We start from the raw sequence: 18754 nt of genomic DNA, 5'->3' as shown, positions 1-18754 counted from the left end.
CTGATTGGCTCACGCCATGACCGTGTCCGATGTCGATGTTCGCGCATTGCCGCTGGCGCCGAAGAACCCGTTGCCGCGCTGGCGGCAATCGCGGGAGATCCGGCAGATGCACACCGGGATAGAAAAGCTGCGAGATGCCGGCGGGCCGGTAACCCGCGTGGTGCTGGCGCCGGCGTGGCTGTCGCCTCCGATTGTGGTGGTGACTTCACCGCAGGGCGCCCACGACGTGCTCAGCAGCGGCGACGTCGACCGCGCCCCGACGCATGATGAGATCCGGTATCTGCTCGGCCCGAACCTGTTCGATCTCCGAAACGAGCCGTGGCTGCCGCGGCGACGCATGCTGCAACCGTTGTTCACCAAGCGGCGCGTCGGGGGCTTCGCCGGACACATGGCGCAGGCTGCCGAGATGGTGGCCACCGCGTGGCGCGACGGGACCACAGTCGATTTGGACGCTGAATGCCGCAAGCTGACGTTGCGGGCGCTCGGGCGCTCGGTGCTCGGGGTGGATCTCGACGAGAGCGCCGCCGCGCTGGGTGAGTCGATGCGCGTCGCGCTGGGGTACATCACCGATCGCGCATTTGCTCCGGTTCGGGCACCGCGCTGGTTGCCGACGCCGGCGCGCCGTCGGGCCCGAGCCGCCAGCGCCATGCTGCATCGATGCGCCAACGACATCTTGCAAACCTGCCGGGTGGACCCGATGCTCGACGCGCCGCTGGTGCGCGGGTTGATGACCGCCGTCGACCCCGAAACGGGGCGTAGATTGTCCGACCGCGAGATCTGCGATGAGTTGATCGTGTTCATGCTGGCCGGCCACGACACCACCGCGACGACGTTGGCCTACGCGTTATGGGCGTTGGGCAATCACCCCGACGTCCAGCGCAGAGTTGCCACCGAGGTCGCGGCGCTCCCGGCTGCGGAACTGACTCCAGATGATGTGGCCCGACTGCCCTACACCGTGCAGGTGCTGCACGAAGCGCTGCGGTTGTGCCCGCCCGGCGCGCTGAACGGCCGGACAGCGGTTCGCGATATCGCCGTCGACGGCTACCGGGTGCAGGCCGGTTCCCTGGTCGGAGTCGGGGTCTATGCGCTGCACCGCGATCCGGCGCTGTGGGAGCGCCCGGACGAGTTCGATCCGGACCGGTTCAGCTCGGAGAACTCTGCGGGCCGCGACCGTTGGCAGTACCTGCCGTTCGGCGGCGGACCGCGCAAATGCGTGGGCGATCACTTCGCCATGCTGGAAGCCACCCTGGCGCTGGCCACCTGTGTTCGGCATTGCGAATTCAGCTCGCTGAGCACCGAGTTTCCCCTGGCGGTGCCGTTCACCACGGTCGCCGCCGAACCGATCTACGCCCTCGTCCGGCACCGCCGGGGCGTCCTCGACTGTGCTGCGGGGGAACGAGCCGACACCGCTCAGTAGGTGTGCGACGGTCCCTGCTGGCCCCGGTACAGCCGGGTCAGCAGTACGTCGCGGAAGCGCGCGTTGTCCAGCAGTTTGAGGCCCGCGTTGGCCACCGCCGGCCGACCGGCCAGCTTGTGGAAGAACCGGCCACGCCGGTACTCCCGGCCCCAGGCGGCCTGCATCCGCTGGGCGTAGTTGGTGAAGTCGTCTGGGCCGGCGTTGGTCAACGCCGCGACCACGCACTCACCGGCGGCCAGCCCCGACTCCAGCGCCTTGGAGATCCCGGCGCCCGAGGTCGGCCGGCCCGCTCCCAACGAGTCGCCGGTGAACAGCACGCCGGGCCGCCACGGCGGCCATGCGGTGAAACCCATCGGCAGCCGCCAGGCCCGCACCGTCTTGGACTTTTTCAGCTCGGTGATCGAGGGCAGCTCCCAGTCCCGCGGCAGGGTCTCCAGGAATTCGCCGAGGAACTGGGTGGCGTTGATGGCCTGCCAGTTCTTGTAGCTGTTGACATAGCCCAGACCGATGTTGACCCGGCCGCCGCCCAGCGGGAACACCCAGCCGTAGCCGGGCAGTTGGTCGCCCTGGAACATCAGCTTCAGGTAGATGTCGAGGGAATCGACGTCGGGACGCACCGCCGGCATCTCGGCGCGGATCGCGATTGCCGAATAGCCGTTGTAGGCCGAGTCCAGCTTCAGCGCCCGCTTGATCGGCGAGTAGGCGCCGTCGGCGGCGATCACCGCATCGGCCAGCACCTTCTCCCCGCTCTTGAGCAACACCCCGACCACCCGGCCGGTGTCGTCGAGCACCGGTCCGGCGACCTCGGCGGACTGGCGGACCTGCGCCCCGGCCGATTCGGCGTGCTTGAGCAGCAGAGTGTCCAGCTCGGGCCGGCGCGCGACGTAGCCGTGGTTGGGCATCCCGGGGCGGCGGGGAAACGACAGCTCCCACTCGCTGGGGCTGAACACCTTCACCCGGTTGACCTGGTGGAATTTGTCGACCTCTTCGGCCAGCCCCATCTTTTGCAGATAGCTGACCGCACGGGCGGTCAGCCCGTCACCGCAGGGCTTGTCGCGCGGGAAGTCGGCCTTGTCCAGGACGACGACGTTCGCACCGGCCTGGCGGGCCTGCCAGGCCGCCGCCGACCCCGCCGGGCCGCCGCCGACGATGGCCAGGTCGAATCGTTGGGTCACTACATCTCGTCTCAAATATGCGCGTTTTTGCACCGCGGGAACTGTCTACCGATGCTAACGGACCAGTTCGCCGCGCGGTTCCCCCAGGTCAGCCACGGCAAGGCGGTAAGGTGCTTGACGTGCGCGGAACGAGCAGGCCCAAGCCGGCCGACAATGGCGGGCAGAAGGTCGATGCCCGCAGTGAGCGTTGGCGCGAGCACCGCAAGAAGGTCCGCGGCGAGATCGTCGAGGCCGCCTTCGGCGCGATCGACCGGCTCGGTCCCGATGTGAGTGTGCGGCAGATCGCCGAGGAAGCCGGTACGGCCAAGCCCAAGATCTACCGTCACTTCACCGACAAGGACGATCTGTTCGAGGCGGTCGGGACCCGGCTGCGCGACGACCTGTGGGCAGCGATCTTCGCCTCCATCGACGTCGCCACCAACTCGCTGCGCGACATCATTCAACGCAGTGTCGAAGAGTACGTAACGCTGGTCGACGAGCACCCCAATGTGTTGCGGTTTTTCCTCCAGGGGCGGGTGCGCACGCAGTCCCAGTCGACGATGCGCACCCTCAACGAGGGCCGGACGATCACGCTGGCGATGGCCGAGATGCTCAGCAACGAACTCCAAGAGCTGGACCTCAACCGCGGGGCGCTGGAGCTGGCGGCGTTCGCGGCCTTCGGTACGGCGACCTCGGCCACCGACTGGTGGCTGGGCCCCGAACTGGACAGTCCGCGCCGAATGCCCCGCGACACGTTCGTGGAGTACTTGACGACGATCATGATCAACGTCGTCAACGGCACCGCCCAGAACCTCGGCATCGCGATGGACCCCGATCAGCCGATCCACGAGGCCGTCCGCCGTGAACCGGTCGCCTGAGCTGTCGTCGCGCGACCTGTGGCGCTAGGCGCCCCGCCAGCGCAGCGCCTCCAACGCCACCGCCACCCGAACGCTGTTGTCGGCCAACGGCGTCGGCAACAATTCGTCGGCGCGAGCGATCCTGCGCAGCAACGTATTTCGGTGCAGGAACATCCGTTCTGCTGCTCGTGAGGCGTTGCACTGCTGATGGATGAACGTGAGGGCGGTTTGCTGTAGTTCGGCGTCGGCCGAGGCGAAGTCGCCGAGCGTGTGCGTGATGAATCGGTCCGCTTGTTCGGGTTCGGCGCTGATCAGGGCCACCAACTCGATATCGGTGAAGCGCGCGACGCGCTGGGAGGAACCCAGCCGCATCATCATGCGTTGAGTGGTGACGGCGTCGAGATGGCTGCGCCGGAATCCGTCTATGCCGGCGGCTGTTGTCCCGACCGCGATCTGCACCCCAGGAAGGTTGTCCACTGCAGCAGCGACACCCGTCAGGTCCGGGCCTGCGGGGCCGGGTATCCACACCCATTGCGTGACTGCGCTCGCCAGCACCGACAACGCGCGCTGCCCGCCCTCGGTGCGGGTCAGCGCCTCGGCCGCCGCGTCCAGGTCGGCCAGGTTGGTGGTGGACTGATCACCCCAGATCACGGCGGCGGTGTGGTTCTGCTGCAGCCGGTAACCCAGCCGGCTCTCGGCGCGCTGCCTGGTGATCGCCGCACCGTCCAGGATCAGCGCGACGGTCTCCCGGCGTTCGGCGTGCGTTCCCCGGGTCAGCGCCTCGCGTTCCAGCTGCATCTGTGAGCCGATTCCGGCGATGGTGGCGTCGATGAACGACGTCAGCGATCGGGAGGTCACGTCGAGCAGTTCGCGCAGTTCGTCGGCGTCGCGGGTGAGGGTGAACGCGGTCTGCATCCAGGACCGCCAGGCCACGTTCGTCCCGACCCGATAGGCGTCCAGCACCGCCGATTCGTCGAGACCGCGGCGGAACCCGTCGCGGACGATGAGCAGTGCCTCCGTCGAGAGGTTGGCCGCTACCGGCTCGCCGGGATGGCTGAGATTGGCGGCCGCCCAGTGCATCAGGTTGGACCGGTTGCTGCGACGGATGCCTTCGGCGAGGACCGGATCCGAGGCGATGGCTTGCGTGTACACCGCCGACAGGGTGGCTTCGTGGAGCTCGTCGAGCGCGTCCGGGGGACCGCTGACCAAGGCCTGGGCGGTCTGCTGGATCAGCTCGCACACCCGCTCGGACGGTCGCTCCCACTCCATTAGCTGAGGTTAGCGGCAGTGGTGCACTATGCAGCGGCAATGCGGCCAATTCGGTGCGAATTGCTCTTACGTCTGAGATTCGACGCAGCGAACAATCAGGTCGCTATCAGGTGACAGCCGTCACAGCGCACCTTGACCACATACCGGAGGACCACATGTCGCGCATCGGATCCACCCAACGCGCAGCCGTCGAGCGCGCCAACGAGAAAGCCGCCCAGCGGCGCCGGCTGCGGCAACGGCTGCGTGTCGTCGCCGCCACGGCACCGGGAGCGGTGGCCGGGGCGCTGGCGATGACGTTGGCGACCCCGCATGCGGTCGCCGCGACGGGGCCGACGGCTGCCATGCAGTCGATCATCGACCAACTGCTCGATGCACAGCAGCAGGTGTACGACACGAACAGCCAGTATCCGTTCATCATTCCGTCGGATATTGACTCGCTGCCGCAGTACATCCAGGGCCTGGCGGCCACCGAGCTGGCGTTGCAATACGGCGAGATGTTCAGCCCCAATACCGGGATCCAGTGGTTGCTGGGGTTCCCGTGGGACGCCAACTCGGCCGACCCGGGACAGTTCTACATCCTGGTGAACCCGGACAATCAGTACGGCGTCATCCCGATCAGCGCGGATGGCACGTACACGATGACGGTCCACCCCGGTGCCGGCAGCCTCGATGTGTCGTTCACAACGCTGTCGGGCACGATCGGTTCGGAGCAGGGCTACTTGCCCACCGGCCATGTGCTCAGCCTGTCCGGGGCCACGCCGAATGCTGACGGCAGCTACACGATCACCTTCAGCTCCACGCCGCATGACGGGAACTGGATCGACACCAGTGGTGCCGAAACCATGCTCATTCGCAACTCCATCGGTGACGCCGGATTGCCGCACGACTTCTTCTCGCTCCAGCAAGAGGGCGTTGCGCCGACGTACCACCTACCGTTCCTCACAGACGAGCAACTGACGACGCTGTTGAGCAACGTCGCCAGGGATATTCCCACCACCAATGCCGATGCCGTCTACTACGACCAGACCAGGATTCCCGATTCGCTACCGCCCAACTGGATGACCCCGGTCGCATCGTCGACCACCGCGATCAACGGACTCATGCCCGGTCAATACAGCACGATGGGGCACTTCCAGCTGGATGACGATGAGGCGTTGATCGTCAAGGTGCCCAACCTCGATGCCCGGTACTCCGGCCTGGAATTGGCCAACGCCTGGGGGCAGAACGTCCCGATCGTGACCGCGCAAGGCAGCCTGAACAGCACCCAGACGTTCGAAGATCCTGACGGATACACCTACTACGTTGTCAGCGCCAAAGATCCCGGGGTCGCCAACTGGATCGACACCGGCGGCCTCGTCAACGGAATGCTCGGAGTTCGCTGGCAGGGCGTGGAGGGCAACCCGACGGGTTCCCAGACGTTCTCCCAGGTGGTGAATGTCGCCGACGTCAAGGATTATCTGCCGGCCGATCACCCCCTTGTCAGCCCCGAAGAGCAGGCGGCGCTGCTGCACGAGCGCCTGTTCAATTGGAACTACAACCAGGACCAGGACCACGACATCTCCTGGCTGGGGGCCAACCTCCTGCGCTACCAGGTTATGGCCGCGATGGGCGAGGAGAACTTCGAGAAGATCTTCGGCAGCCAGGTTGACGCGCCGACGGTCTGGGACCGGATGAGCGACCCCGCGCTGATGCCGAACCTGGACGCCGTCGCTTCGGAGTTCTTGACCAATCCGGCCGGTGCTATGGCGGCGTTCGTCGGCAATATGCCGTTGGCGGTCAAAGACATCGAGATGCCGATACTGCTGGCCATGATGAGTTCGAAGGCTGTCGCGGACCAGACCTGGCAGAGTTTGCAGGGCGACTTCAGCTCCGGCGACTGGACGCAGGCGTTGACGACGCTGACCGGTGGTATGGAAAGGCTCGGAACGGTCTTCGATATGGCCTGGGACGACCCGACCACCGGCATCATCGCGGGCCTGCTCAACGCGCGGGACGACATGTCGACCGGAATCCTGAACGCCGGCAACAGCTTCGACCTGAGCCCGTACTCACCGCTGATGGAGTCGCTGGTCGATCTGAACAACCAGGTCACAGCAGCGCTGATGGGCTGAGTGCCGTAACCGCCGTGCCGCCTTCCCGCACACCCTCCGGGAAGGCGGCACGGGCGTTGACGGACTCAGGTCCAGCAAACACACTGAACATCGATACCCGAAAAGGGAGGGACGCGCGATGACGCTGACCGATCACACCGCTGATGACGCCGGCCAACGTGCACCGGTACGCATTCGGGCGCTCATCATCGGCACCGGATTCTCCGGCCTGGGCATGGCCATCGCGCTGCAGAAGCAGGGCGTGGAGTTCCTCATCCTGGAGAAGGCCGACGAGATCGGCGGGACCTGGCGTGACAACACTTATCCAGGCTGCGCCTGCGACGTGCCATCGCACCTCTACTCGTTCTCCTTCGAGCCGAAGGCCACCTGGAGTCGGCTGTTCTCCCCGCAACCGGAGATCCTGGACTACCTCAAGGGTGTCACCGACAAATACGACCTGCGTCGCCACATCCGGTTCGGTTCGAAGGTGACCCGCGCGACGTGGGACGACGACGAATTCCGCTGGCATGTGTTCACCGAAGACGGCCAGGAGTATGTGGCCCAGTTCGTGGTCTCCGGCGTCGGTGGTCTGCACATTCCGCGGCTGCCCGACATTGACGGGATCGACGAATTCGCCGGTACCGCATTCCATTCCGCGCAGTGGGACCACAGCGTGGACTTGACCGGCAAGAGGGTCGCGGTCATCGGAACCGGCGCCAGCGCGATCCAGATCGTGCCCGCGATCGTCGACCGGGTTGCTGAACTGCAGCTCTACCAGCGCACCCCCGCGTGGGTGGTACCGGTGCCGCATCATCAGCTGCCGGATGCGGTGCGACAGGCCTTCGCGGTGGTGCCCGGCCTGCGCTACGCGGTGCGGGCGGGCATCTACTGGGCGCTGGAAGGCGTGGGATTCGCGATGACCAAGCGGCCCGGCCTGCTGCGTCTGATCGAGGCGGTCGGCAAACTGAACATTCGTCGCCAGGTTCGCGACAAAGAGCTGCGCCGCAAGCTGACGCCGCAGTACCGGGCCGGTTGCAAGCGAATCCTCTATTCCGGCAACAACTATTACCGGGCGGTGGCCGATCCGACGACGACGCTGATCACCGACCGGATATCCCGCATCACCCGGAGCGGCATCGTCACCGCCGACAACGTGGAGCGCCCGGTCGACGTCATCATCTACGCGACCGGATTCCATGTCACCGACTCCTACACCTACGTCGGCATCACCGGGCCGAACGGCGAGGATCTGGTGGAGCGCTGGAACCGTGAAGGAGTGGAGGCGCACCGCGGTATCGCTGTGGCCGACATGCCCAACCTGTTCTTCCTGCTGGGCCCCAACACGGCGCTGGGCCACACCTCGGTGGTGTTCATGATCGAGTCGCAGATCCGCTACGTCGCCCAGGCGATCGCCGCCGCCGACAAAGCCGGCGCGCAGGCCTTAGCGCCCAGCCGAGCCGCCCAGGACCGCTACAACGCCGAGCTTCAGGACAAGCTCGCCGGCTCGGTGTGGATGACCGGCGGCTGCAACAGCTGGTACCTCGACGAGCACGGCGTCAACCGCACCCTGTGGAGCGGGATGACCTGGCAGTACTGGCAGTCCACCCGGTCGTTGCGGACGGGCGAGTACCGTTTTTCCGGAGTGGGCTGAGGCGACACGCAGACACAACTTCTTGTGTTGCCGCGGGTTGTCGGCCCCCAGGGGTAGTGTCGGAGGCCTAGCTTCCCGCGGGTGAAATGGGGTTGTGGTGAGCGAAAAAGTGAAGCTGATCGACCGCGTCTCGGCGATCAACTGGAACCGGGTCCAAGACGACAAGGACCTCGAGGTCTGGGACCGGCTGACCGGCAACTTCTGGCTGCCCGAGAAGGTGCCGGTCTCCAACGACATCCCCTCCTGGGGGACGCTGACCGATCAGGAGCGGCAGCTCACCATGCGAGTGTTCACCGGCCTGACGCTGCTGGACACCATTCAGGGCACCGTCGGCGCGGTCAGCCTGATCCCCGACGCGCTGACCCCGCACGAGGAAGCGGTCTACACCAACATCGCGTTCATGGAGTCCGTGCACGCCAAGAGCTACAGCCAGATCTTCTCCACGCTGTGCTCGACCAACGAGATCGACGAGGCCTTCCGCTGGTCGGAGGAGAACACCAACCTGCAGCGCAAAGCGGCCATCGTCATGCAGTACTACCGCGGTGACGAGCCGCTCAAGCGCAAGGTGGCCTCCACGCTGCTGGAGAGCTTCCTGTTCTACTCCGGCTTCTACCTGCCGATGTACTGGTCGAGCCGGGGCAAGCTGACCAACACCGCCGACGTGATCCGGCTGATCATCCGCGACGAGGCCGTGCACGGCTACTACATCGGCTACAAGTTCCAGCGCGGACTGGCCGCCCTGGACGAGGCCAAGCGCCAAGAGCTCAAGGACTACACCTACGAGCTGCTCTTCGAGCTTTACGACAACGAGGTCGAGTACACCCAGGACCTCTACGACGGGGTCGGGCTGACCGAGGACGTCAAAAAGTTCTTGCGCTACAACGCCAACAAGGCACTGATGAACCTCGGCTACGAGGCGTTGTTCCCGCGCGACGAGACCGACGTCAACCCGGCGATCCTGTCGGCGCTGAGCCCCAACGGCGACGAGAACCACGACTTCTTCTCCGGGTCGGGTTCGTCGTACGTGATCGGAAAGGCCGTCATCACCGAAGACGAAGACTGGGAGTTCTAAAGACCGCGGGCTGGAGGCCGGGGAGCATTCTCAACCGACCGTGGCCAGGTCGGGTGCCAGGTAGTCGTGCGGCCACAACGGCTGCGGGACCTCGACGCCGAACGGTGCACCCCAGCGGTTTCGTGATGAAACCTCCTGCACGGGACGACGATTGGCAGCGACACCCCACTTACCCCGGGGGTAGCCCAGCGCGAGCATGGCTGACATCGTCCAGCCTTGCTCAACGGGCACGCCCAGCAGCTCGTTGACGCGGTCGGTGAAGTTGCGGAGCACCATTGTCATGACCCCGCCGACGCCCTCGGCGCGGGCAGCGAGCAACGCGCTCCAGATCGCCGGGTAGATGTTGGCCCCAGCGAGATCGTCGATGGCGAAGACGAACAGCAACAGCGGGACTTCTTCGAAATGGTCGGCCAGATAATCGCCGGAGCCCCTCATCCGGCGCATGGTCTCGACATGGTGGGCCGGATCCGCGCCGGGAGCCGGAGCGACCATCGGCCCCGTACCCGTCGCAAACTTCTCGTACTCGACGGCGCGGGCCTGTCGAAACAACTGGGCCAGCTCGCGTTTGAGTTTTGGGTCGTCGACAGCGAGGAAGTGCCAGCGTTGCGTGTTACCTCCGTTGGGTGCGCGTACGGCCGCGTCCAGGATGCGGGCCTGGGTGTCCAGTGGGATCGGATCGGGTCGCAGCCGCCGCATCATCCTGGTGGTGTACAGCGCTTCGTGGATCTCCATGTTGCCTGCTCCTTTCCGCTATTCGGGCCATGGGCTGTTGAGAATGCTGTCGACCAGGTTGCCGCGCTGGAACGTCGGGTCGAAATGGGCCAGTATGTCGTCGTTCATCGTCCCGAACGTGGTCTCCGGACGATGCTTCATACCGTTGTGGAACGCCGCCAGAATGCGGTTCTTGAAGTCGGGGCGCGGATGGGCGGCGACCACCGCGTCGATGTGCGCCGCGTCCAGATCAGCCCGGCCCACACCGACCACATCGGTCTTGACACCCGCTGCGAGCAAGTGCGTTTCGGTGTCGAGGCGTCCGGTGATCTCCGGCGTCGTGTGTAGTGCGATGCCCAGCCACACCCGGTCGGCGTCGGATTGCGCTATGCCGCGGGCCACCAGGAACTCGCGTGCGGCGTCGGCGCCGTCGATCTCGAAACGCTGGGTCGAATTCCGGTAACGCGGGGTGAGGCCGAAGTCGTGAAACATCGCCGCCACATAGAGCAGTTCCAGATCTGGTTGTCGCCCCGACCGGCGACCGTGCAGCGCGCCGAACAGATACACCCGTCGGGAGTGGTGGAAGAGCACGTCGTCCTCGGCGCTGCGAATGAACTCGGTCGCCTCACGGGCGAGCGGCGTGTCGGGTATGACGACGTCAGCGATGGTCTCGATCCGCTGAATGGTCACAGTCGGTCTCCTTGGTTGGTCGAACAGAAACCAGCCTGCCGCCGATGTGCTAGGTCCACGCGGTGCGATCGAGCCGTCAAAACCTCAGATTGCGACACAATGAAGCCGTGGCTGACGCCAGCGCACCACCGCGGGTCATGGTGATCGTCGTCTTCGACGACGTGACGATGTTGGATGTCGCCGGAGCCGGTGAAGTCTTCGCCGAAGCCAACCGGTTCGGCGCCGACTACCGGATCAAGATCGCCTCGGTGGATGGGGGTGACGTCACCACCTCGATCGGGACGCGTTTAGGTGTTACCGACGCCCTGTCATCGATCGAATCCGCCGACACCGTCATGATCGCCGGCGCCGACAACCTGCCGCGCCGTGCGATCGATCCGGAGCTGGTGCAGGCGGTGAAGTCCGTCGCGGGCCGCACCCGCCGGCTGGCCTCCATCTGCACCGGGTCCTTCGTTCTCGCGCAAGCCGGTCTGCTGAACGGCCGCCGCGCCACCACCCACTGGCATGACGTCCGGTTGTTCGCTCGCGCCTTCCCCGAGGTCACCGTCGAGCCGGACGCGATCTTCGTCCGCGACGGCGAGGTGTTCACCTCGGCGGGGGTTTCCTCGGGTATCGACCTGGCGCTGGCGCTGGTCGAGATCGACCATGGCGCCGAGCTGGTCCGGGCCGTGGCCCGGTGGCTGGTGGTCTATCTCAAGCGCGCCGGCGGGCAGTCGCAATTCTCCACGCTGGTCGAGGCCGACCCGGCCCCGCAGTCCGCGCTGCGAGCGGTTACCGACGCGATTGCCGCCGATCCCGGCGCCGATCACCGGGTCAGCTCGCTTGCCATCCGGGCCAGTCTCAGTACGCGGCAGCTGACCCGGTTGTTTCGATCCGAGCTGGGAATGACCCCGGCCGACTATGTCGAAAAGGTCCGCGTCGACGCCGCGCGGGCCGCCCTGGACGCCGGCCACAGCGTCACCGACGCCGCACGGCTCGCGGGCTTCGGCAGCACCGAAACTCTGCGACGGGTGTTCGTCGATCACCTCGGCGTCTCCCCGAAGGCCTACCGGGACAGATTCCGCACCGCTCTGCGTGGCTGAACGCCGGCCCGCGCGTCGCCTTTTTGGGCGAATGACGAGTCGACCGCGCTTCACGGTGTTTGCATATTCCAGTGGGGAGCGTTGATCGACCAGATCTCGGCGCCCGCCGGGGTGTGCAGCTGGCCCTGGCCACTTGGGTGTCGATGATCAACTTCTGGGCCTGGAATCTCATCGGCCCGGTGGCCATGACCGATGCGGCGCGGATGTCGCTGGGCAGTACCCAGGTCGCGATGCTGGTCGCCACCCCGATCCTGGCCGGCTCGTTGGGCCGGATGGTGGCCGGGCCGCTGACCGATCGGTTCGGCGGCCGCACGATGTTCATCGGGGTGTCGCTGGCCTCGATCGGGCCGGTGCTGGCGGTGGGTGCGGCCGAAGCCGCCGGCTCCTATCCACTGGTGCTGGCCTCGGCTCTGCTGCTGGGCATACCCGGGACGGTGTTCGCGATCGGTATTCCGTTCGCCAACAACTGGTATGAGCCGGCTCGCCGCGGTTTCTCCACGGGTGTGTTCGGGATGGGCATGGCAGGCACGGCGCTGTCGGCGTTCTTCACCCCGCGCATGGCGCGGCGATTCGGGTTGCTGTACACCCACTACATGGTCGCGGCCGCGCTGGCGGTCACCGTCGTGGTGTGCGTCGTGGTGATGAGCAACGGCGAGTACTTCTCTCCCAACACCGCGCCGGTGGTGCCCAAGCTCAAGGCGGCTGCCGGGCTGCGGGTCACCTGGCAGATGTCGCTGCTCTACGGCGTGGTGTTCGGCGGCTTCGTAGCGTTCAGCAACTACCTGCCCATCTACATCAAGACCATCTACGGGTTCTCGCAGGTGGCTGCCGGTGAACGCACCGCCGCGTTCGCGCTGGCCGCGGTGTTGGCCAGGCCCGTCGGCGGCGCGCTGGCCGACCGTATCGCGCCCAAGTACGTGGTGTTGGCTTCGCTGGCGGTCACCGCGGTGATGGCCGCCGTCGCCGCTCTCAAGCCGCCGCCCGACGTCTGGTCGGCGGCCACGTTCATCACGCTGGCCGTTGGGTTGGGTATCGGCACCGGTGGCGTCTTCGGGTGGGTGACCCGCCGCGCTCCGGCCGGCTCACTGGGAGCTGTCACCGGAATCGTCTCCGCGGCAGGGGGATTGGGCGGCTACTTCCCGCCGATCGTGATGGGCGCGACCTACGATCCGGTGCGCAACGACTACACCGTCGGACTGTTGTTGCTGGTGGCGACCGCGCTGATCATGTTCGCCTACACCGCGTTGCGGCTACACGCCCGCGAGCCGGAAGCCTCGGCAACCGCATAGTGTTGCAGTCACGCCGATCTCATCACGATCACCTTCGAGGAGTGCAGGATGACGACAAACAGCGACGCCACCACGCCGCGACGCTCTCGGGCATGGACCGCCGGAGCCGGGCTCACCGCTCTGCTGGGGCTGTTCTTTGCGTTCGACAGCATCCCGAAGATCCTCGGTGTGTCCTTCGCCCGCGAAGGCACCGAAGCGCTCGGCTTCTCCCCGGACAAGACCGCGGTGATCGGCTGGGTCCTGCTGGTGTGTCTGATCGTCTTCCTGATTCCGCGCACCGCCGTGCTGGGTGCCCTTGGCCTCACCGCCTACCTGGGCGGGGCGGTGACCATGAACCTGCATGCCGACAAGCCGCTGGCGGGTTTCGTGTTGTCCGGGGTGTATGTCGGCGTGTTGGTGTGGATCGCGCTCATCCTGCGCCGGCCGGAACTGCTGCGGGTGTTGGGAATTCGGCGCACCTGAGCGACTCAGCTTGGCGGCAGCCGATTTAACAGCTCGTCGAGGAATCCGCCCGCCTCGCGTCCGGCCGCCTCGACGTCGCCGGCGGCGATCGCCTCCACCAGGCCCCGGTGCCGGATCTGGTCCGAATGCACCGGTGTGGCGCTCGTCGTGGCCACACTGGCCATCACCACCTCGGTGAGCCCGCAGTACAGCTCGGTCAACACCGGATTGTGCGAGCAGCGCACCACCGCGAGATGAAAATCGGTGTCCGACCGAACGAAGTCGGAGTGTCGGCCCTGCTGCTGGTGGCTGTCGCGGCGATCCAACAGGGCGCGCAATGCGGCCAGGTCGTCGTCGGTGCGGGCGGTCGCGGCCAGACGGGCCCCCTCCACCTCCAGGCAGCGCCGTACCTGCAGCACGTCGCGCAGCTCAGAGCCGCACAGCCGGCGCACTGCACCGGACACCTCGCTGGTGGCGCGCACATAGGTCCCGTCACCTTGGCGGACCTCCAGGATGCCGCTATGGGACAGTGCCCGGACCGCCTCGCGCACGGTGTTGCGGCCGACGCCGAGCGCATCGGCGAGTTCCGGCTCGGTGGGGATTCGTGAATCGACCGGCCATTCGCCGCCGGTCACCGAGGCGCGAAGCTGTTCGATCACCTGATCTACCAAGCCGGTGCGGCGAGTGGTGACCAACGGCACAGCATCCTCCCTTCATCCAATCATAGGATGTATGCGATCCTACTTCAGGTGACCCGCGCGCCCCGTACCGCAACACGCGACCAGTACGAGCATGATCTCGAACTGGAACTCGAGGGTGCCGCCGAGTTCCGGCCGGCGACGATGGCGGCCGGCGGCGCGCTATTGACCGTCGCGGTGGTGCTGACCGCGCTGAACCTGCGCCCGGCGATCACCAGCGTGGGGCCGCTGCTCCCGGAGATGCGGGCAGCACTGGGTGTCTCGGACACCTGGGCCGGCGTCCTGACCACCCTGCCGGGTCTGTGCTTCGCCGGAGCCGGACTGGGCGCGCCGTGGTTGTCCCGCCGGATCGGATTGGGCCGCACGGTCTCGGCGGCACTGCTCACCCTCGTGGCGGGATTGCTGATCCGGGTGTGCGACGGACCTCTGGTCGTGCTCGGCGGAACACTGGTGGCCACCGCCGGCATCGCGTTGATCAACGTGCTGATCCCGGTCATCATCCGGGGGTCGTTTCCGGCGCAGGTCGGTCTGATGACGGGTATCTACACCGCGGCGCTGCAAGGGGGAGGAGCACTGGGCTCCGCGGTCACCCCGATACTCGACAACGCGTTGGGAGGCTGGCGCTCGGCGCTGGGGGCATGGAGCGCGCTGGCGTTGCTGGCGCTGGCGGCCTGGGTGGTGGGGGCCCGCGGATTCGAGCGGGCGGCCACCGCCGCACCCGCACCCGCGGTCGCGACAAAGGGCCGGTCGCTGTTGCGCAGCAAGCTGGCCTGGACCGTCACGCTGTTCTTCGGCACCCAGTCGTTCCTGGCTTACGTGGTGATGGGCTGGCTGCCCGAGGTGCTGATCGAGAACGGCACCAGCGAAACGCGCGCCGGACTGCTGCTCGGGTTGATCTCGCTGATCGCGGTGCCGATCAGCCTGATCGTCTCGCCGCTGGCCGCCCGCCGCGACAGCCAAAGCGGATGGATCGTCGGCCTGGGCGTGCTCGGCATCGCCGGAATACTCGGTCTGCTGATCGCGCCGGCCGCCGCACCGCTGCTGTGGAGTGTGCTGGTGGGGCTGGGAATGAGCGTTTTCTCCTTGGCGCTCACCGTGATTGCGCTGCGCGCCCGCGACGCCGAGGACACCGCGCGCCTGTCGGGGATGGCGCAGGGTTTCGGCTACCTGCTGGCCGGCGTCGGCCCCTTCCTGTTCGGTCTGTTGCACCACGTGAGCGGCGGCTGGACCGTGCCGTGGCTGATGATGCTCGCCGTCTACCTGGTGCAGACCCTGGCGGGCGCCCTGGCCGGGCGGGGCCGCTACGTGTGAGGCAGAAGTCCAGCTCAGACCTGTCGCAGTGACGCGGTGTTGATGACGAAGCGGTAGCGCACGTCGGAGGCCAGCACCCGCTCGTAGGCGGTGTTGACGTAGTCCGGTTCGATTACTTCGATCTCGGGGCGCACCCCGTGCTCGGCGCAGAAGTTCAGCATCTCCTGGGTCTCGGCGATCCCGCCGATCAACGACCCCGACACACTGCGCCGCATCCGGACCAGCGGGCCCGGCGGCACCGCCAGCGCACCCTCGGGCATGCCCAACTCGACCAGCGTGCCGTCCAGGGTGAGCAGGTTCAGGTACGCGCCCAGATCCAGGTTCGCCGAGACGGTGTTGAGGATGATGTCGAAGTTGCCGCGCAGCTTCTTGAACGTCTCGGGGTCGCTGGTGGCGTAGTAGTGCTCGGCGCCCAACCGCAGCCCGTCCTCCATCTTCTTCAGCGACTGCGACAGCACCGTCACCTCAGCGCCCATCGCGGCACCCAGCTTGACGGCCAGGTGACCCAGTCCACCGAGGCCGACGACCGCAATTCGCTTGCCGGGGCCAACATTCCAGTGGCGCAGTGGAGAGTAGGTGGTGACGCCTGCGCACAGCAGCGGCGCGGCGGCGTCCAGCGGAATCTCGTCCGGGATGCTCAACACGTAGTTCTCGTCGACCACGATCGCACCGCTGTAGCCGCCCTGAGTGGGCTGGCCGTCGCGGCCGACGCCGGCGTAGGTGCCGACCATGCCGCCGCCGGTGCAGTACTGCTCGTGGCCGGCCAGGCAGCTGGGGCATTCCCGGCAGGAGTCGACGAAGCAGCCGACGCCGACGCGGTCGCCGACCTTGAACTTGGTGACCTGCGCACCGACCGCGGTCACCACCCCGGCGATCTCGTGTCCGGGCACCAGGGGGTACTGCGGGCGGCCCCACTCGGCTTTGACGGTGTGGATGTCGGAGTGGCAGATGCCGGCGAAAGCGATGTCGAAGGCGACGTCGTGCGGGCCGGGGTCCCGGCGGGTGATGGTGGTCTTGCTCAGCGGGTCGGTCGGCGACGTGGCGGCATAAGCGGAAACGGTGCTCATCGGTGATTATCTCTCTTCGCGACTCGGCGTTTTTATATAGCCTAGCGAAGTAAATTGTGTGGTGGTTGTCCGTTCCCGGGCTAGGCGCGATCGCGATGCCTATTTGCCCAGCGTGAGGGCGTGCCGGGGCAGCTACGTAATCTTTGACACATCCCGCCGCGGGTCGACGTGCCGGGCGTTCGATTTGCGGCGGGTGGTCAGCGCGATACGGGCTGCCCCGCGCAGGATCCATGGTGTCTGCCGTGCCATCACGGCTACGGCCCGGTCCGAGCGGCGCATCGAGGCCTGCGGGCCGGGAGTCGGCGTCGAGGCCAGTTCGGCCTCGGCTGATCCGGCCGCCGGGCCGTTGCGATCGATGGCCAGAAGTTGCCAGGTGCCGGGAACGCCGCGAAGCTCGACGCTACCGCGGTCCTCGAAGCCCGTGCCCGAGCCGACGACGAGATCGCGCACGGTACGCGACACCAGAATCTCGCCCGCGCCGGCCTGGCCGACGATCCGCGCGGCGATGTGCACGGCCATCCCGGCGATGTCGTTGTCGATCAGTTCGCACTCACCGGTGTGGATGCCCACCCGGATCTCGATGCCCAGTGCGTCGGCGTCGGTCTGCAACGCCTCGGCACAGCGGATCGCCTGCGTCGGGCCGTCGAACGTGGCGAGGTAGCCGTCGCCGGTGCTCTTCACCACCGCGCCGCTGAATCGCTCCGTGAGTTCGGCGGTGATTTCACCGAAGCGCTGCAGCACCGCTCGCCACCGGTCGTCGCCGGTCGCCGCGGCGCGTTGCGTCGACGCGACGATGTCGGTGAACAATACGGTGCGCAGGGCCCGATGTGACTGCGCCGGCGCCGCATGGCTGCCGGTGAGGAACTCTTCGACCTCCGTCAGGATCTTGTCCGGCTCGGTCAGAAAGGGTGCGTGGTCGATACCCTCGACCTCCAGGTATCGCGCGCCTGGGATATGTGCGGCGATATACCGGCCGCCCTGCACCGGAACCGCGGGGTCCTCCCGGGCATGGATGACCAGGGTGGGTGCCGTGAGCGTCGGCAGGATCGGCCGCACGTCGATCAGAAACGCCGCCTCAAAGGATGCCCGCGCCATTCCCGGGCTCGCACACATGCGTTCGCACATCGCGAGCTGGCGTAGGGACCGAAACGATGGGGCACTGATGCTGGCTGTCTCACCGTTGCCCCACCCGGACCGCACCGTGCGACCGGCTTGCTGGAAGCGGGCGAGCTGCTCGATCGACGGCGTGTAGTCCGCACCGAGCTCGGCAAGAAAAAGCGCCCGCAGCTCCGCCGGGTCTCGATCCAGGTCGTCCCAGCCCTCGAAACCCCAATACGGAACTGTGCCGGAAAGGATTAGCGCCCTCGTCCGCGTCGGCCATGTCGCCGCGAACATGATGGCGACCGGTCCACCGTCACTCAGACCGCACACCACGGCCCGTTCGAAGCCGACCGCATCCATGACCGCCTCGATCTCGGATGCTCGTTCCTCGAGCGTGCGAACTTTCGGCACCGGGTCCGACAGCCCGACCCCGGCCTTGTCGAACCAGGCAACGCGACAGAACGTACCGAGCTGGTCGACGAACGCCTTGAATTGGGGGAGGGTCCAGGCCAGCTCGACATGGGTGACGAACGGCCCGACGATGACGAACTCGATCGGCCCGTCGCCGAATAGCTGATAGGCCAGGCTGAGGTCGCCGCACTTGGCATATGACGTTTCCGGCACGGAATGAGCGTACTGCGGCCGCGGTTAGCCGTCGCCGAAAACGAAGTGGCCAGACACCACGCCGATCACACGGGCGGTCGCCGGCCCCGGCGGGAAGCGTCATCCGGAAGGAAAGCCTTGCGATACAGCAGGTTTCCGTTTCCTCGCACCCGGAAAGCGGTGCACGTCAGCGAATGCGTGTGACGCATTGCTGTGAAGTTGAGCGGTAAGGCTGAGAGTTCGCTGCAATG

16 protein-coding genes are annotated in these 18754 nt (G+C 66.7%); 9 read left to right on the top strand and 7 right to left on the bottom strand.

Annotation, left to right across the window (positions count from 1 at the left end):
- Window positions 1–16 precede the first annotated feature (16 nt).
- A complete protein-coding gene (locus tag A5648_RS01520) occupies window positions 17–1417 on the top strand; it encodes a cytochrome P450 (RefSeq protein WP_065022850.1) in 1401 nt (466 codons plus the stop codon).
- Here the strand turns inward: A5648_RS01520 and A5648_RS01515 are convergent.
- Complete coding sequence (locus A5648_RS01515; RefSeq protein ID WP_065022849.1) at window positions 1411–2592, bottom strand: NAD(P)/FAD-dependent oxidoreductase; 1182 nt, start codon at window positions 2590–2592, stop codon at window positions 1411–1413. The genes A5648_RS01520 and A5648_RS01515 overlap by 7 nt on opposite strands.
- Window positions 2593–2711: 119 nt before the next feature.
- Between A5648_RS01515 and A5648_RS01510 the strand changes: the two genes are divergently transcribed.
- Window positions 2712–3449 carry a TetR/AcrR family transcriptional regulator gene (locus A5648_RS01510; RefSeq protein ID WP_065022848.1) on the top strand — a complete coding sequence of 246 codons (738 nt, stop codon included), beginning with the start codon at window positions 2712–2714 and terminating at the stop codon, window positions 3447–3449.
- 24 nt (window positions 3450–3473) lie between these two features.
- On the opposite strand, the gene A5648_RS01505 is transcribed toward A5648_RS01510, so the two are convergent.
- The gene (locus tag A5648_RS01505) at window positions 3474–4697 is read right to left on the bottom strand and encodes a PucR family transcriptional regulator (RefSeq protein WP_065022847.1); all 1224 of its coding nucleotides are present in this window, start codon (window positions 4695–4697) and stop codon (window positions 3474–3476) included.
- Between the two features lie 155 nt (window positions 4698–4852).
- Between A5648_RS01505 and A5648_RS01500 the strand changes: the two genes are divergently transcribed.
- The 3 genes from A5648_RS01500 to nrdF all read left to right on the top strand — a co-directional run bounded on the left by A5648_RS01500 (window position 4853) and on the right by nrdF (window position 9510).
- The gene (locus A5648_RS01500) at window positions 4853–6808 is read left to right on the top strand and encodes a hypothetical protein (RefSeq protein ID WP_065022846.1); all 1956 of its coding nucleotides are present in this window, start codon (window positions 4853–4855) and stop codon (window positions 6806–6808) included.
- A 118-nt stretch (window positions 6809–6926) separates the two neighbouring features.
- Entirely contained in the window at window positions 6927–8438 is a 1512-nt protein-coding gene (locus tag A5648_RS01495) for a flavin-containing monooxygenase (protein ID WP_065022845.1), read from the top strand.
- Between the two features lie 97 nt (window positions 8439–8535).
- Window positions 8536–9510 carry a class 1b ribonucleoside-diphosphate reductase subunit beta gene (nrdF, locus tag A5648_RS01490; protein WP_207511561.1) on the top strand — a complete coding sequence of 325 codons (975 nt, stop codon included), beginning with the start codon at window positions 8536–8538 and terminating at the stop codon, window positions 9508–9510.
- 30 nt (window positions 9511–9540) lie between these two features.
- On the opposite strand, the gene A5648_RS01485 is transcribed toward nrdF, so the two are convergent.
- Window positions 9541–10242 (bottom strand): nitroreductase family protein, encoded by a 702-nt coding sequence (locus tag A5648_RS01485; protein WP_065022844.1) that lies wholly within the window; start codon window positions 10240–10242, stop codon window positions 9541–9543.
- A gap of 18 nt (window positions 10243–10260) precedes the next feature.
- The gene (locus A5648_RS01480) at window positions 10261–10896 is read right to left on the bottom strand and encodes an HD domain-containing protein (protein ID WP_207511571.1); all 636 of its coding nucleotides are present in this window, start codon (window positions 10894–10896) and stop codon (window positions 10261–10263) included.
- 152 nt (window positions 10897–11048) lie between these two features.
- Here A5648_RS01480 and A5648_RS01475 point away from each other — a divergent pair, with 152 nt between their 5' ends.
- From A5648_RS01475 to A5648_RS01465, 3 genes are all read left to right on the top strand, one after another.
- The gene (locus A5648_RS01475) at window positions 11049–11993 is read left to right on the top strand and encodes a GlxA family transcriptional regulator (RefSeq protein WP_065022842.1); all 945 of its coding nucleotides are present in this window, start codon (window positions 11049–11051) and stop codon (window positions 11991–11993) included.
- Window positions 11994–12136: 143 nt separating this feature from the next.
- Window positions 12137–13282 (top strand): MFS transporter, encoded by a 1146-nt coding sequence (locus A5648_RS01470; protein WP_207511569.1) that lies wholly within the window; start codon window positions 12137–12139, stop codon window positions 13280–13282.
- A 48-nt stretch (window positions 13283–13330) separates the two neighbouring features.
- A complete protein-coding gene (locus A5648_RS01465; protein WP_065022840.1) occupies window positions 13331–13744 on the top strand; it encodes a DoxX family protein in 414 nt (137 codons plus the stop codon).
- A 5-nt stretch (window positions 13745–13749) separates the two neighbouring features.
- Here A5648_RS01465 and A5648_RS01460 read toward each other — a convergent pair whose 3' ends face one another.
- Window positions 13750–14424, bottom strand: a complete 675-nt coding sequence (locus A5648_RS01460; protein WP_065022839.1) for a FadR/GntR family transcriptional regulator — start codon at window positions 14422–14424, stop codon at window positions 13750–13752.
- 141 nt (window positions 14425–14565) lie between these two features.
- Here A5648_RS01460 and A5648_RS01455 point away from each other — a divergent pair, with 141 nt between their 5' ends.
- On the top strand, window positions 14566–15732 hold the full coding sequence (locus tag A5648_RS01455; RefSeq protein ID WP_065022886.1) for a CynX/NimT family MFS transporter: 1167 nt from the start codon (window positions 14566–14568) through the stop codon (window positions 15730–15732).
- A 14-nt stretch (window positions 15733–15746) separates the two neighbouring features.
- Here the strand turns inward: A5648_RS01455 and A5648_RS01450 are convergent, their stop codons facing one another.
- A complete protein-coding gene (locus tag A5648_RS01450) occupies window positions 15747–16799 on the bottom strand; it encodes an NAD(P)-dependent alcohol dehydrogenase (RefSeq protein ID WP_065022838.1) in 1053 nt (350 codons plus the stop codon).
- A gap of 132 nt (window positions 16800–16931) precedes the next feature.
- A complete protein-coding gene (locus tag A5648_RS01445; protein ID WP_065022837.1) occupies window positions 16932–18524 on the bottom strand; it encodes an adenylate/guanylate cyclase domain-containing protein in 1593 nt (530 codons plus the stop codon).
- Between the last annotated feature and the right edge of the window lie 230 nt (window positions 18525–18754).

It is taken from the genome of Mycolicibacter sinensis (genome assembly GCF_001673565.1).
GTDB classification, from domain to species: Bacteria; Actinomycetota; Actinomycetes; order Mycobacteriales; family Mycobacteriaceae; genus Mycobacterium; species Mycobacterium sinense_C.
This window is presented reverse-complemented; position numbering and strand designations above follow the sequence as displayed.